The sequence below is a fragment of the Hallerella succinigenes genome (assembly GCF_002797675.1).
GTDB lineage: Bacteria > Fibrobacterota > Fibrobacteria > Fibrobacterales > Fibrobacteraceae > Hallerella > Hallerella succinigenes.
Genome location: NZ_PGEX01000001.1, coordinates 2,389,012 through 2,403,943 on the forward strand (window position 1 = coordinate 2,389,012; position 14,932 = coordinate 2,403,943).

Annotated in this window: 9 protein-coding genes; 6 read left to right on the plus strand and 3 right to left on the minus strand. The window is 47.6% G+C overall.

All coding sequences use genetic code 11. The annotated features are described in order from the left end of the window. Nucleotides 1–13 precede the first annotated feature (13 nt). Nucleotides 14–7,345 carry a hypothetical protein gene (locus BGX16_RS10975; RefSeq protein WP_100426071.1) on the plus strand — a complete coding sequence of 2,444 codons (7,332 nt, stop codon included), beginning with the start codon at nt 14–16 and terminating at the stop codon, nt 7,343–7,345. Between the two features lie 498 nt (nt 7,346–7,843). On the opposite strand, the gene BGX16_RS10980 is transcribed toward BGX16_RS10975, so the two are convergent. Next, nucleotides 7,844–8,824: an Rpn family recombination-promoting nuclease/putative transposase gene (locus tag BGX16_RS10980; protein WP_100426072.1), complete on the minus strand. Its 981-nt coding sequence runs from the start codon at nt 8,822–8,824 to the stop codon at nt 7,844–7,846. A gap of 439 nt (nt 8,825–9,263) precedes the next feature. Between BGX16_RS10980 and trpS the strand changes: the two genes are divergently transcribed. Then, nucleotides 9,264–10,268, plus strand: coding sequence for a tryptophan--tRNA ligase (trpS, locus tag BGX16_RS10990; protein WP_100426074.1), 1,005 nt, complete (start codon nt 9,264–9,266; stop codon nt 10,266–10,268). On the opposite strand, the gene BGX16_RS10995 is transcribed toward trpS, so the two are convergent. Together BGX16_RS10995 and BGX16_RS11000 are read right to left on the minus strand one after the other, a co-directional pair. After that, the gene (locus BGX16_RS10995; protein ID WP_100426075.1) at nt 10,245–11,699 is read right to left on the minus strand and encodes an NfeD family protein; all 1,455 of its coding nucleotides are present in this window, start codon (nt 11,697–11,699) and stop codon (nt 10,245–10,247) included. The genes trpS and BGX16_RS10995 overlap by 24 nt on opposite strands. A 22-nt stretch (nt 11,700–11,721) precedes the next feature. Next, nucleotides 11,722–12,192: a peptide chain release factor gene (locus tag BGX16_RS11000; protein ID WP_241899543.1), complete on the minus strand. Its 471-nt coding sequence runs from the start codon at nt 12,190–12,192 to the stop codon at nt 11,722–11,724. Between the two features lie 18 nt (nt 12,193–12,210). On the opposite strand from BGX16_RS11000, the gene BGX16_RS11005 reads away from it, so the two are divergent. Genes BGX16_RS11005 through fabZ form a run of 4 tightly spaced genes read left to right on the plus strand, consistent with a single transcriptional unit; the run spans nt 12,211 to nt 14,825 of the window. Then, nucleotides 12,211–12,942 (plus strand): hypothetical protein, encoded by a 732-nt coding sequence (locus tag BGX16_RS11005; RefSeq protein ID WP_100426076.1) that lies wholly within the window; start codon nt 12,211–12,213, stop codon nt 12,940–12,942. Nucleotides 12,943–12,956: 14 nt separating this feature from the next. After that, nucleotides 12,957–13,523, plus strand: a complete 567-nt coding sequence (locus tag BGX16_RS11010; RefSeq protein WP_241899544.1) for an NUDIX hydrolase — start codon at nt 12,957–12,959, stop codon at nt 13,521–13,523. After that, on the plus strand, nt 13,520–14,377 hold the full coding sequence (locus tag BGX16_RS11015; protein ID WP_100426078.1) for a UDP-3-O-acyl-N-acetylglucosamine deacetylase: 858 nt from the start codon (nt 13,520–13,522) through the stop codon (nt 14,375–14,377). Before BGX16_RS11010 ends, BGX16_RS11015 begins: the two co-directional genes overlap by 4 nt. Next, nucleotides 14,346–14,825 carry a 3-hydroxyacyl-ACP dehydratase FabZ gene (gene fabZ, locus BGX16_RS11020; protein ID WP_100426079.1) on the plus strand — a complete coding sequence of 160 codons (480 nt, stop codon included), beginning with the start codon at nt 14,346–14,348 and terminating at the stop codon, nt 14,823–14,825. The genes BGX16_RS11015 and fabZ overlap by 32 nt, the downstream gene beginning before the upstream one ends. The last annotated feature ends 107 nt before the right edge of the window (nt 14,826–14,932 follow it).

Below are 14,932 nucleotides of genomic sequence, written 5' to 3' on the forward strand. Positions count from 1 at the left end.
GCGGAGGTTGATTATGCAGAATAGCAAGAAAGGCGTTTCGTTAGTTGTCGTTTTGCTTTTTATGCTCGTTGCGACCATCGCTGCGACGGCGACTTATCGTTGGTTAACGGCTCAAAGTAAAGCCTCTGCTTCGCGAATGGTTCAGAGTGAAGCCTACCAGTCTGCTGTGGCTGGGATTGAAGCGGCTCGTTCTTGGATGACCTACCACGGCAATGACCTGGGCGGCATTATTAAGCAGTATTTTGATGATGCTAAAAAGCCGATCCTTTTGGATTCTGTGCTTCAAAATATTAATCGTCGCGGGCAAAGATATGACGTTTGGCTTGTGGGCGTCGATGTGACGTCGACCGAGTACAAATTGAAAATCGTTTCGCAAGGAGTGGCGCGCAACGGTTCAAAGCATAGCGAAGTGGCTGTGCTGAATGTGAGCGGCTTGTACCGAGTGCGAGTGCCGAGCGATAATTCGGGCCTTTTGAATTTTGAAGAATCGTTCTTTGGCAGTGTGAGCGGAACTCAGGCGTATGATGTGAACTCGGGCATTATTAATGGTGACGTGACGATTGGCGGTGGTTACGCAACTTCTGCGGATCACTTGATTGTGACGGGAAACTTGACCGTGAATTCGAATACGAATTTGGGTGATGTTTACGTTCAGGGTGATCTTTCTAGCTGTACCAATTTCCAGGTTTCTGGAAATGCGTTTGTGAAGAATGTGTTGTATGTTGGCGGTGGTCAGAATGGCGTTCGGATTGGCGGGGATTTGTATAATATTGCTTCGATTAATTTGAACCCTTCTGGAACTTGCGGTCCTGGTGCATTGACTGTGGGTGGCAACGTGACCACGGAAGGCAACTTGGTGATGCCGCATTACTCTAGTGCTGATACAAATACCATTGCTGGAAATTTGGTGGTTTTGGGACAGATGGATTTCCCGGAACATTCCGAATGTAATCCGTCGCTGGGTTGTAATGTCGCTTATTTGCAGTGGGTCTTTAACGCCTACGGAAATATTTATGTAAAAAATGGCATGGATGACGGTTCTCACTTCTTGTATCAGACCGCATCGAATTTAGTGTTAGGCAACGCATCTTCTGATGAAGTTTATTTGGGATCCTCGCCCATGTACCAGGTCTCGGATGCAAACTTGAATCTGTTATATACGCATTGGCTGGATCACCATCTGACGGGGTCAAATGGAACTTTGACATACACGACGACGGATGAGTGGAATAATGTCCATTCGTCGGACATTACTTATAAGTATTCTAGAAATACATATTGCAATAGCTCTAATTGTGCACCTTCGTATAATGGGTCCTCTGCCGAGTGGTCGTTCTATCAAGATCGTACGGATTTTTATGGTTCGGAATTAGATTATTATCGAGACGATATTTTCTTCCAGGTCAACGGAAATTTGACGACGACGGTTCCGGATACGAATGGCTGGGGAGCGGACCGCATGACGAAATATGCAGAAGCGATCACAGAAGAATCGGATGGCAATTGCTCGGGTGCGCATATCAAGGATCCGATTCAGTTCAATGCGAATTTACTTCAAGAGTCTACTCTGATTAATTCTAGCAATCCTGGCGTTTGCACGAATGCAAATGTGCTCTTGACGGCTAGTGGCAATGCTTCGGAATTTTGGGGATCTGAAAATAACGGCTCTCGTTGGGGTGAATTGAATAAATGTTACGATCTTGCGAACGCGGCGAATACGCTGTATGAAAATTCTTGGCTGTTGATTGAATTTGGTACGACGACATTTGCAAACATCAATGGTGAAACCATTTCCCATAATATGATTGTCATTTTTGATGAATACACGAATGTGATTTTGCCTCCGACGACCTCCTCGGCTTATGTCATCATGTATTTTAGGAATGGTGGCTCCATTCAGATCAATGATCTGGGTAGCTATCATAACTACTTTATTTACAGCGATGGCGATCTTGCATACAATGACGGTTCTTCGGATGGTATTTCGGGCTCGATTTTCCTTTCGGATTGCCATTCCATTAAGTCTAATAATAAGGTGACTGCAGAATACAATTCGAGCCTGACCAAAGCTCTTGTGGAAGCGGGGGTGATTTGCGATAATGACGGAACGGGCGTTTGCAGTACGGACTCGGAAGAATCCGAGGAAGAAGAGGATGAATCCGTATCCAACGGCTCCTATGACAGCTACTATGTTTCGATTGCTCCGCAGCTCGGGATCAGTTTGCTTTCTCAGTATCGCAATAATGAAACTGATGTGGAAGAACTGGAAGAGGGCGACTATACCGAGATAGATCCTTCCATTCTTATTTTGCCTCGTATCGTTTATTTGACGCAAGACCCGGTTGGTAAATTGCCGGACTATTATAACGTCATCAATTTGAACGGTGCGTCGGAAACGAAGACGGCGAGCCGCGTGACCTGTTCCCCGACTCTTCCGACGACAGGGGCTCTTTACGATGGAACTAATGCGTTGGATGAAGGCATTTACAACTGTACTTACGCAAGTAATGTGAATGGAAATGCGACCTTCTATGTTGTTGTTTCGGGAACGAGTTCTTCGAATCCGAAGGTGCATTTGGAAAGTGGCTATGCGGAAGTTACCGCTGGTGGTTCTGCCGATGTGAACTTGGTTATTCCGGCTTCCACACGATCGGAGGAAATCAGTGTCGATGTCCAGGTTCCGGATATGCCTACAGGTTGGTCTGTCACTCCGTCGTCTTATGTGACATTGAAGAGCGGAAGTGTTTACACGGCTACGGTAACTCCGTCTTCGACGGAATCGGTTGTGACTCTCTTCACGGTGACGCTAGAGTCCAGTACGACTCAGGGAACGGCAACATTCCAGTTGCTGACGCCTTGCGACGGTTGCACCATTACGTCTCCGGATATGGAAACCGTTTACATTTCCGGCGTGGCGACGGTAATCCGGTCTGGCCTTGAAGAATATTGTTCTAATCACGAAGAAAATTGCCCGGCAAATAGCGAATATGATCGGGTAAAGAGTCGCCCGAATTGCGATGCTTTGGTCAATAGCAGCGATGTCTGGGTGAAGGCGTCGGGAATGAACTGCCGCACGACGGCTGTGAATCATCAGTGGGTTTGCGGATTGAGCAACGCTATTTCGCTCAAATCGGCTTCGGGATATCCGGATGAATATTGCGACCTTTATTTGCCGGCAGAAGATAACTCGATTGCGGCTCCGCAAAATGATGAAACCTATACCCTGTATGCAGAATTAAAGCGCAAGCCTTATACGTTGCATGTGAATTTGGGCGGAACGAATCCGACTTCGGTCAATGTCTATACGTCAACGATCAGCGGGGAATTCAAATCGACAGCGGATTATGAATGCTCGGATGAAACAAACGGTTGCGATATTACGGTCTATGCCGGTTATTACGTAAAGCTCGAAGTGGACGATGACCATGACGAGGAATTCTCCTATTGGAGATGTGCAGGCGATGATTGCACGAATCCGACGGAATCGGGCAACCCGCTTTACATGCTGATTACTTCAAATAATTCGGTCACCGCTTACTTTGGTGAAAATGATAAGCATTGCTTCTATGATTCTTTCGATACAACGGGAACGTCTTGTTCGAGCGGTCAGTATTACTGCGTGGATAATTGCCTAAAGAACGGGTCCAACTGTTCTGTTACGGATGGTGGCCATGCGGCTACGGCCAAGTGGCTCTTGATGAACCAGGAAGCTTCGGGACACATTGAAGTTGCGGACAGCCGGATTTCTTTGATCGGTGGTTCGGATGTGGATTCCGCAGCGTTCATTATGAGCACGAATCAGGCCGGTGCAACGGGCTCGTTAAAAACGATGTTCCAGACCCAGGTAATCGGTGAAAATGAAGATTCCAAATCGGGATTGAATTCCGGCTTTGTAATCCGCTCCAACGACAATGCCACGAACTACTTTATGCTGAATGTCTTTGGATCTGGAAGCGATGGAATTTTGCATGCCCGCCTTTGCAAATCGACTTCTCGCCAATTGACTTCCTTAGGAAATTGCGTAGATCGCGTGATGAAGGATGCAGACAGCAATACGGTTTCGATTTCGACTCAGACGATGATTTTGATGACGGTCGAGTTAGCTCAGGCTGCTTCGAAAACAAGCCTGACTTCGACACCGACAAGCTCTGCGCTCAATGTATCCATGGAAGTCGGCTTTGGCGGGTATGAAAGTTCGAATACTAAACAGGTGGCGACGAGTTTTGATTTGAGCGATCTCTTCGGCACGACTTGGAACGATCTGGATCATGAATATTTAGGTTTTAAGCTTGGCGATGAAGCGTTCAAAATCTATGACATCGGTTGGAAGAGCGCGGCCTATGCGGATTCCTGCTGGGAAACATACCCGACGGCGAGTTGTTCCTTTAAGGCGAACTATCTGGGTGGTATTGTGCCGAAGGATACGGATGTGAAGCCTTGGGTGACGCTTTCTTCTTGGTTTGATAAGCAAAATTGCGAGCCGCTGTACTTGTATAACGAATACGTTTCTGTTTATGGTGGACGAAATTCTGCTTCGCTTACAAAGAATGAAGTTTATGGTGCATATTATTATCAGCCTACGAATAATCGGTATGAATATTACTGGATATATGATGGGTATAATTTTAATACGGAGGGCATGTACGGTTATGAGGCTACAACGGTATATACCTATTATAATTACTGGACTGGTAAGTTTGAAACGGTGACTTATACAGGAAAGCATTACGATGCTGCAGTCAAGATCTACTGTCCGAATCAGACGCTTCGTTATCATTCGGAATCGAAATATGCATCGTATACAGCGGGAAGAACCAGTTGTGGCTCCTTCTACGTGGGCAAAATGCATGCGTGCTCGGAGAACGCTTTGTTTGATGTAGAAAGTCAGCAAATCTTTGCCGGCTCGGAAACGACGATTTCTACGAAAAATTCCGCGGTGGTCAACGTTCGCGATGCAAGCCTTTATTTATCGCTCGATAATTCTTACGGCGCAACGATTACTGTCCGTTTTATAGATGAAAATGGCAACAGGAGCTTGCCTATTTCGACAAGCAAAACGGGCACGGCTACGTTCTCTGCCAATACGATGCTTGCGACCAATGCGAGTTCTTCGCAAACACAAGAAACCTATCTTGCTGAATCTTTCGATCCACAGAAGGTTGTAGGCATTGTTATTTCGACAACCAATACGTTTACCCTCGTCAGCGCGGGAACGACTTGCCCGAACGCGATGAATATTTCAAATTGTTCCGTTTCTTATAACGGTTCGTCTTGGCTCTTTAATGCTTTGATTACAAACGCTTCGTCTGCCAAAACGAATGGTTGCTCGATCACGGGTGATTTTGGGTCTGGGAATGCGCCTGCAGCGATGGATTGCCCGACGACGAGTCCGGCGGAATTTGCTGTAGAAGATGCAGGCGTTTATGAAAGTTTGAATACGGAAAAAACTTATTCGTTTGATATCGTCGTGGAAAGTGACAATGACAAGATTTCTTGTACGGCAGAAACGACGCTTTACCCAGCGGAACTAACCTGCGATATTTCGACGGGTACAGTGACGGCGGGCTCTGGAACCGTTCCAACTTTAAATTATCAGTTTACAAATTGCCCGAACGGTGGCTGTACTTATACCGTTTCGTTGACAGGTCCTGGCGTGAGCGAGAAAACTTCGGGAACGTTCTCGGAATCTGCGGCTCAGTCTTGGTCTCCGACGAATTTGAACAATTCAGCGTCTAGTCCGTTGCAGCAGGGAACTTATACCTATACGTTGAATTCGATGAATCCTTCGAATCGTTTTTGCTCGCAAACTTTTGAAGTGACGGAATCCGTAAATCCGGAAGTAACTAGTTGCAGCGTGACAAGTACGGGCGCGTTTACAGCTGCCGTTTCGAATGTATCGGATTTGACATATTCCTATACGCTTCAGGTTGCAGATAACTTGGGTAATGTGATTTCGGGAAAAACTTTGAGCGGTTCTTCGAATACGAAAAACTTCTCGGGAACGATTACGCCGCCGACAGCTGCGGGGGATTATAACTACGTGTTGAATGTCACCTATGGAGGCGCTTCGAGTACTTGCCAGGCTACGTTAGAAGTACAAGCGGAAAGTTCAAGTTCTGCGTTCGTATCGAGTTCGAGTGGGGCTGTGACTGCAACTTGTAAGCTGTACAATAACAGCAACGAAGAAATTGTATCTGCGTTTACGGGGACGAGTAACTTGTATTTAAGCGTGACTCATGATGCATCTTCGAATACGCAGGCCTATTTCTCGGGGACTGTTGCTGAATGGAATGGTTCTGCAAATGCAGATGTGGAAAAGACTAGCGAAAGCTTGTGGCTGAACGCTAATCAGAATGCGACTAGACGTTTTACAGCTCCTGTGACAGCGGGTATATATACTTATTCTGTAAGTTTGAATGGTAGTCAGTTGTGTGCTGCCACGTTAGAACTTACAGACGCCTTGACCTGTGCTGCACCAACAACAGTTAATGCAGGGGAATCTTTCGCTCTTACGGGAACTTATTCGGGTACATCTTGTGCAAAAGGTTGGACACATAATCTTTCTGGTACTGGAACTGAGTGGCCTGGTGAATTGAACTGCACAAGTTTATCTCAGAATTTCACAGCACCTTCGACTCCAGGGAGTTATCAGTATGTAATGTATGTGGAGGGCTCTCCTAATGCTAACTGTACAAAGACGGTTACGGTGGAACAAGTGCCTCCGACATTTGCATGTCCGTCGAATGCCAAGGCTTCGATTGGGGCCTCGGATAATGTGAAGCTTGCGTTAACCGGTGTAACCGGATGTGATGAAGGTGGAGATTATTGCAATTATAGCGTCACCGGCGATGGGAATATCAGCGTCTCGGGAAATAGCTATACCGGTGGAACTCTCCCGGTGTTTACGGATAATACGGTTACATCGGAAGATTCAAAGTCGTATACCGTCCGTTTGACAAATTCTGCGGGTTCTGTGGAACACGATTGCAGTGTAGAGTTTACGGAAGGTTCTAGCACGAATTATACAATTTGTTTAGATAAAGCCGATAATGACGGATGGCCACAAATAACTTCGGGAATATCGAATACTGGTACATACGAGGTGCTTCATGATTGTCAAGGAACAAATTCTAATAGTTTCTTCTACACCTGCTCGAATGGTGCCGATATTTCATGGAATGGGTCTTCTCTGACATGCAATGGAGTTGAACAACAATCTTCAACGGCATCAATGCCTGCATCCGGCACTATTCTAACAATTAATTCTGGTACATTAACTAAGATAGGTTGTGAATATTCATCAGGAACGAGTCCCTGTTCTGGAACTGGGGTTACAAGCAATTAGCAAAACATTTCTATGATACTTGTGATAATGAAAAAATCCCTTTTCTTTAGGGACTTTTTCATTATCTCCATTCTTACCAATCTGTGGAACAGGTTAGATCGGATGGGGCGGATTACAGCTAAAAAAGGCTACGGAATATCTGCCCAACAACTTGACCCTGTTAGTTCAATGTAGTATTCCGAAGCATCAGCATAGTCTTTTACAAGGCCGAGTGAAATCGCTACTCCATTGACCTTTATTACGCATGAACCCGAAGAATTGATGTAACTTGGTTTTGATGTTCGATAGAAACAATAAGAAGGGCTGCTTTCCCACTTATTATATGTAGCTGTGTTCAAGTTATCACAATTTGCATCGCAAGTACAAGTTGAGCTAGAACCTTCCGTAGGTTCTAGATCCCCGAATGCTTAAAATTGATGACAGATTATCTATTTGGATTTCTTACTAGGGAAAAGAAAGCCTCCCGAAAGGGAGGCTTTTCTACGGTGATTTTTTCGATTAGGGCTGTTTGGCTTCCAGTTTGGCCTTAAAAATGGAGATTTGCTCTGGGGTCAAATTCATGCCTTGTAGAATGTCGAGGGCTTCGCTAAGGCTTTGTGCGCGTCCTTCCGCAAGCCCTTCTGCGCGTCCTTCCGCAAGTCCCTGTGCTTTGGCGCGAATCATTCCACCGGCAAGCCGTGTATCGATTTCATCTTGCGTAATCATGTCTTTAGCCTGCCTTGTTAAAAGTTCATCGTTTGCGTTTTCAATTCTTATCCGTTCTAGGGCGCTCCCAAGGACTTTATTGCCGAATCGAGGTAGTTCTTTGCCATCACCGGCATGATTTAGCAAATATAGCCAGGCGTCCATGGTCCCATTGACTTCGCCAATAGATTTTTTGAAGTTGGGGAGACTAATCATAATATACCTATTTTTATTAAAGATAGGTGTCAGGATGCCTGATTTCAAAGAGTTGCGATTATAGAGAGCCCATTCGTCTATGTACTCTCCTTTGGAAGCCGGAAGGTCGAAGTCGCAGATCCATATGGATATAGTCTCGGGAAGCTCGTAGCGCTTGCTTTTGCGAGCATCTTTGGGAAGTGCTAAAAATTCTTCGGAACGGTCCATTTCCTGTTTTCCTTTGATGATGAGAAATGCCTTGTATAAAACGGCTCTATCAATCAAATAATCGTGTTCCGCTTTCTGCATTTCGATGTCTAGAAAGCGCCCGCTTCCTGTTGTTGCAAAAATGTCTAGGATAACTTTTTTGCTTTGGGCGGAATACATGGATATGGTCTTGTCGAAAGAAAAGGAGAGATTCTTGATTTTCTCGTCGCCTTCTAATTCGAGAACTCCGTCCAAAAAATCTTTGAGAGCCTCTTTGCTATCGAAGAGTTCCTTGAAAGCGGTGTCATATTTAGGGTCCATGTAGATTTGACCCTGTAACTGTTCCGGAATCGGATTCTTGCGTTTCTGTTTTATTGGCTTTTCTTGTTTCATACACTTTATAAGACGAAGATAGCGGGGAAAATGAGATGAAAAATTTTGGATACAATTGCGAGCGGTCTTTTTGTCTACTCTTTCCGGAATCTTTTGGATGGTGAATTGGATGCCTATCTGGAAGTACGTTGAGTGTTGTACTTTTTATATTTGCGTGCATGAAACGGGTTTGGCTTTTTGGGCAAGTGATTGCTTTGGGGTTTTGTGGATGCAGTTTGCTTTCGGGACTCAAAAAATCGTCAGTTTACGAAAGCCTTGAAAATCAAACCTTGTTCCAGACGTCTTCTGGTGATAGCGAAAAAATGGCGGCGGAAAAAGGTCGCAACGAAAAGACTTAGAACATGATGAAAATGGACGCCGGCGATGTGGATACTTATGATTCCACCCTTTTCGATTCCATTCCCTAACAGAATTGCTCCGCTTTTCTAAATTTGCGGATATGAAAAAGATTTCTCTTACCGGCATTAAGCCTACTGGAACGCCGCATCTCGGCAATTATTTGGGTGCAATCCGCCCGGCCCTTGAACTCGCTAAAGATTACGATACAGTCTACTTCATTGCAGACTATCATGCTTTGACCACTGTGCATGACGGAAAGGAAATGGCCGAAAACATTCACAAGGTCGCAGCAACATGGCTTGCCTGCGGTCTCGATCCGGAAAAGGGCCTTTTCTACAAGCAGAGCGATATTCCAGAAATCTTTGAATTGAGCTGGGCTTTGAGTTGCTTCACTCCGAAGGGATTCATGAATCGCGCCCACGCTTACAAGGCAAAGGTCGAAGCGAACCGCGCAAACGGCGAAGATCTCGATACGAACGTGAACATGGGACTTTATTGCTATCCGTGCCTGATGGACGCCGATATCTTGATGTTCAACGCAGATGTGGTTCCTGTCGGTAAAGATCAAAAGCAGCACGTGGAATTCGCCCGTGACGTCGCCATCCGTTTCAACAAGCAGATGGGCAAGGACGTTTTCGTGGTCCCGGAACCTCTTATTCAGGAAACGACGGATGTGATTCCTGGCCTCGACGGACGCAAAATGAGCAAATCTTACGATAACACGATTGAACTTTTCCTCGATGAAAAGGCTCGCAAGAAAAAGGTGAACAAGATCGTGACGAACAGCCTACCGCTGGAAGCTGCAAAGGATCCGGACACTTGCAACGTGTTTAATTTGTTCAAGCTTTTTGCAACACCGGAAGAAACGGCAGCTCTCGCTGAAACCTACCGTGCTGGCGGCATGGGTTGGGGCTATGCAAAGGGCGAACTGCAGCGTGTTCTTGAACGTACGTTCGGCGAAGCCCGTGAAAAGTACAACGATTTGATGGCCCATCCGGACCGTATTGACGAGATCCTTCACGCGGGTGCGGAAAAGGCTCGCCCGATCGCCCGAGAACACATGGACAAGGTCCGCGAAGTCTTAGGATACGGAAAGTCTTTCTGATTTTTCGACCCAAATTCTTCCATCGATGATTTCGGTAACGCAGACGGTTTCGCCTGCGTTTATCATTTCTCCCTTGGTCTGTACATCAAAGGACTTGTTCTTGAAACGTGCGTGGCCGACCGGACGGAGAGGCGTTTCTGCCTTGCCGATTTCGCCAACTTCGATGGCGACGATGTCTTCGGTCGGGGACTTCGCTTCTTCCAGATCCGTTTTGAGCATCGGCGTCCAGCCTTCCGGTAAAAGCGGAATCAAATATTTGGAGGCAGCGATGGGGAAGATGGCCGCAATCAAAGCGCACCCGGTGACGTACAAAATAATCGGCATGAGCGACGGCTCGGCTTCTTCTACTCCCGGCATGAACGACGGCAGTTGGCTAAAGTCGAACGTAAACGCAATCGCAAGTCCCATGCACACGATACCCGAAATGCCGAAAATAAAGGTTCCCGGTAAAATCAAGATTTCGACAACAAACAGAAGAATGCCTACCACAAGCAGGATCAGCGGCAGATATTCGCCGATGTGGTTGGCGTACTGCCCTAGGAATACGGTTGCGAGTAGCACAATGCCAATGATGCCGAAAATGCCGAATCCCGGAGTTTTGAATTCAATGTACAGGGCTCCGAATCCGAGAATCAATAGGATGCCGGAAATGCCCGCGATGAAGCGCACAAAACGTTCACCCCAGGTGATTTCTACTTCGTGGACTTGTTCAATCGCAAGCATCTTTTCGAACTCGGCGCGGTTTTGCGGAGTGCCTTTGGAAAAGTGCAGAGCGACGGCTTCTTCATCGGTCATGGTCAAAAGCTCGCCGGAGTCTACGAGAACCTTGGGCGTTCCCCAGAAGTCTTTGTCTTCTTTGCTCCATTTGGCGTATTTGGCCGCGTCCACGGCGATGGTCGAATCTTTGTGCGTAAGTTCGTATACGGAAAGATCGGGCGAAACCATGGCGGTCGAAAGCAGCTCCGGGTAGCCGTTCTTTTGGGCGAGGTTCCGGAACTTAGCGCGGAGTGGTGACTGTATTTTTTCGCCGATGATTTGCGGAGTGCCGTCGCTGTTCTGCACGATAGGGGCGCAGTCACCGATGGTCGTGCCGGGGAGCATGTAAAGCTCTTTGCTTGAAAGGGCTATGAGGGCGCCTGCGCTAATCGCTTTTTTGGAGACGAAGGCGACCGTTTTGGCTTCGCGGATTCCCATGATCGTGTCGACGATATCGAAGGCTGCGTCGAGGCGTCCGCCGAACGTGTTGATGTCGAAGATGATGTAATCGGGATTCTTTTGCACAGCTTCGCCGATCGCGCGGGCGGTGTAATCGTACATACCGGGGTCGACGTCACCTTCGAGGGTAATCCAGGCGGCGGTTTTGGCGCTTGCAAAAACGGTGCAGGCAAAAATGGTCAAAAGGAGAATTTGTATGTAATGCTTGAACTTCATTTTATCTGTCCTTAAAATGCGGCTATCTTCTTAAATCCGGCTTTCCTCCGGCGCGACGCAGTTCCTGGATCTTGGCGAGAATCGCTTTGTCGGCATGGAGAATTTTGGTGAGTGCTGAGGGCGTAAGGTCAAAGGCTCTAGCCGCTTCCTTGGTGTCGCCTCCGTTGGCGGCGACAAAGTCCAAAACGTCCGCAATAAACTGCGGATAGGCGGCGTTAGACGGCTGAATGTGTCCCATGCTGCCGGGAAACTTGAGAACGCTCGGGTCTTTGGGGGCTTCTCGCACGTTCAGAGCGATGGCGAGCCTCAATCGGTGCAGCGCATGCACCTTGTTCTCGTTTGCGCTCCGGCTTTCACAGGATTTGATTGCTAAATTAAAGACGGATAGCCGAAGATCGACTCCGGAATTCGTCTTGTTGCGGAATTGTCCGCCTGGGCCGCCTCCTTGGAAACCCGAAACTTTGCAGGCTCGGAGGAGTTCGTTTAACGGCATTTGTAAATAGGTATCGCGATGCATCACAAGAAAAATATAACATTCGGCGCAAAGAAGCTCGTTTTTGTTCTTTGCACGCTCTCTCTTGCCCTGCTTTCCGCATGTGTTGGCCATACAGCCGCTCAGACGTCCGACGCTGTGACTTACGAGCAGACGACGGAACAGAAGCAGCTCATGCTGGAACAGACCTATGCGGACTTTATCGCAAAGGTGGAAGCGAATGTTCCCCCGGAATCGCTTCTCGTGTTTTTAACGGATACGTCTGTGTTCTTTGCCGATACGCTTCAGCGCTATGCAAAGGAAATGCCTGCGGAACAGGTGGAACAGTTGCCGCTCGGTGAAATGCTCGCCGTTTTGGTTTACCGCATTTATGACCGGGAACGTGCCTGGGATCCGAATATGAACAAAGATTACCGCATGCTCTCGCTTTTGGCGGGTAAGCAAGGCGTGATCCGCCGTATGACGAATTTGAAGCTTGGACCGTTCGAAATCAAAAAGGACCGCGGCAGTGTAGGCCTTGCGACGAGCCCGAAGGTTCCGGTCATCATTTTTGCGTGGGACGATATCAGCTGGAAGCTCAATGTGAAGGCGACGCTTCCGCTTGTGACAAAGGGCCTTGAAAGTATCGGGATGAAGAAGGAATGGTCGACGAAGGAACTTGCCCTGTACCTTCTTGAAAAGGAATTCCATTATACATACACAAATATCCGCTTTGATGATTCGCTTTTCGATCCGTATTCCACGTTCTAACCGGTTGAAGTTGGATGCCTAAAAATTTGAAGTCTTGGAAAACGATTTCTTCAAAGTCGCTGCTTGATACGCGCTTTTTGAAAGTCGAAGAGGAAGTCTGTGAACTTCCGAATGGAAAAGTCATCCCGGATTTTTATACGCTCTGGCAACCGGACTGGGTGCTGATCCTTGCGCAGACGAAAAATGGCGAATGGATTATGGAACATCAGTACCGCCACGGCACAGGAAAGATAGCGTTAGAATTCCCGGCAGGAATTGTGGATGCGGGAGAGTCTCCGCTTGAAGCGGCCAAGCGTGAATTGCAAGAAGAATGTGCTTATGCAGGCGGGAAGTTTGAATATCTTGCAGAACTTCCGATGAATCCGGACCGTCACCGAGGACGTTTTTTTGTGGTGCGTGCGACGGGTGTCGAACCGCAGGGCAATACGCATTTTGATATGGGCGAAGAAATAGAAACGCTCTTGTATTCGACGGAAACGGTCGTCGAAAAAATGCGTTCCGGGGAAATTCACCATCCGCATCAGATTGCGGCCTTTATGCTCTACGGAATCGATCCGTTGCAGGGGACTTTGCACAAATGAAAAAGACAATCTTTGAAACGGAAGTGCAGGGACCTTCCTTGTCGAGTGAATGTGCCGCTGTAAAAATCCTGTGCGACCGTGCACGCCATCCGAAAATGGAATGGTTTGCCAGTTCGGGCGAAAGCCTTTGGACGACGGTGGATTTGGATTCGTTCAAACGTTTGGAATTCTTTTCGGAACGTTCGACCGGTCTCCGTAAAAATGCGGATTCTTCGCTTGCGACTTTTGAACATTTGACGCCAGTCCTTTTGATGTATCCGCAGTCGTACTTTGAAATTCGGGCGCTGTCAAAGGAACTTCCGATTTTGGATGGAAGTGCGTATCCGTGGTATGAAGCGGTTCGAAAGATTGCTGGGCTTCCGCAGGATCTTGTATTTTATGACGCTCCGATCCGCGAACGTTTTGACTGGGGCTACGGCTTTATGGAAGTGAGCCCGGCGGATTCCTTGGAAATAGAATATTCGATTTCACATGGTTCCTATGCGGATGATGCCTATGTGGAAATCTACGAAGCGGAAGACCTGGTGAAACTTTTCCCGGCGCGCACTTTTATTTTTGAAGACGATTTTGAAAAGGCTCGTGCCGAAGGGCTTCTTGCCGGTGTCGATGGCAGTTGTGGACTTTTGCTTCGCGAAGAAAACGGCAAGGCTTCAGTGGTGGCTGGAGAAAAGTTCCGGATGCCGAATGAACCGGTAATGCATAAAATCCTCGATTTGATTGGGGATATCGCCCTTCCAGCGCCTTTTTTACCTAGATTACGAATTAGGATTCACAATGGTGGGCATCTTGCCCACCGCAAAATGCTAGAGAGGATTCTAGAATATGCTTACAGATACACTCCCCAAGTCGACTAAGCCGGGCGTTCTTTACGATTATGCGGCGATTCTTCAGATCTTGCCGCACCGCTATCCGTTCCTGTATATTGACCAGGTCCTTTCGATGGATCTTGAAGCGGAAGTGCCGACGATTGTGGCTCAGAAGAATGTGTCTTTTAACGAACCGTTCTTTCAGGGACATTTCCCGGGAGAACCGGTGATGCCTGGCGTGATCCAGATTGAGACGATGGCTCAGGCGGGTGCGATTCTTGCCGGTCTTCGCTACGAGACGGAATGCGCGGGGAAGCGCCCGGCGTTTATGGGCGTGGATGCTTGCCGTTTCCGTCGTCCGGTGCGTCCAGGTGATACTCTCGATGTGCGTGTCTCTCTCGATAAGATGCGTCGCGGTATTTTGTTCTTTACGGGCGAAATTCGCTGTGGTGATCAGGTCGTTTGCAATGCGACCTTCAGTGCGACGATGATCTAAAGTTCTAGTTCAAAGCGGGACTCTACCGCGCAGGTCGCGCAAGGCATCCGCCTTTCCACTTGGCTCGCGGCGGCTTTCGTTTGCGAAGCGTGCCGTTTACTGTAAAA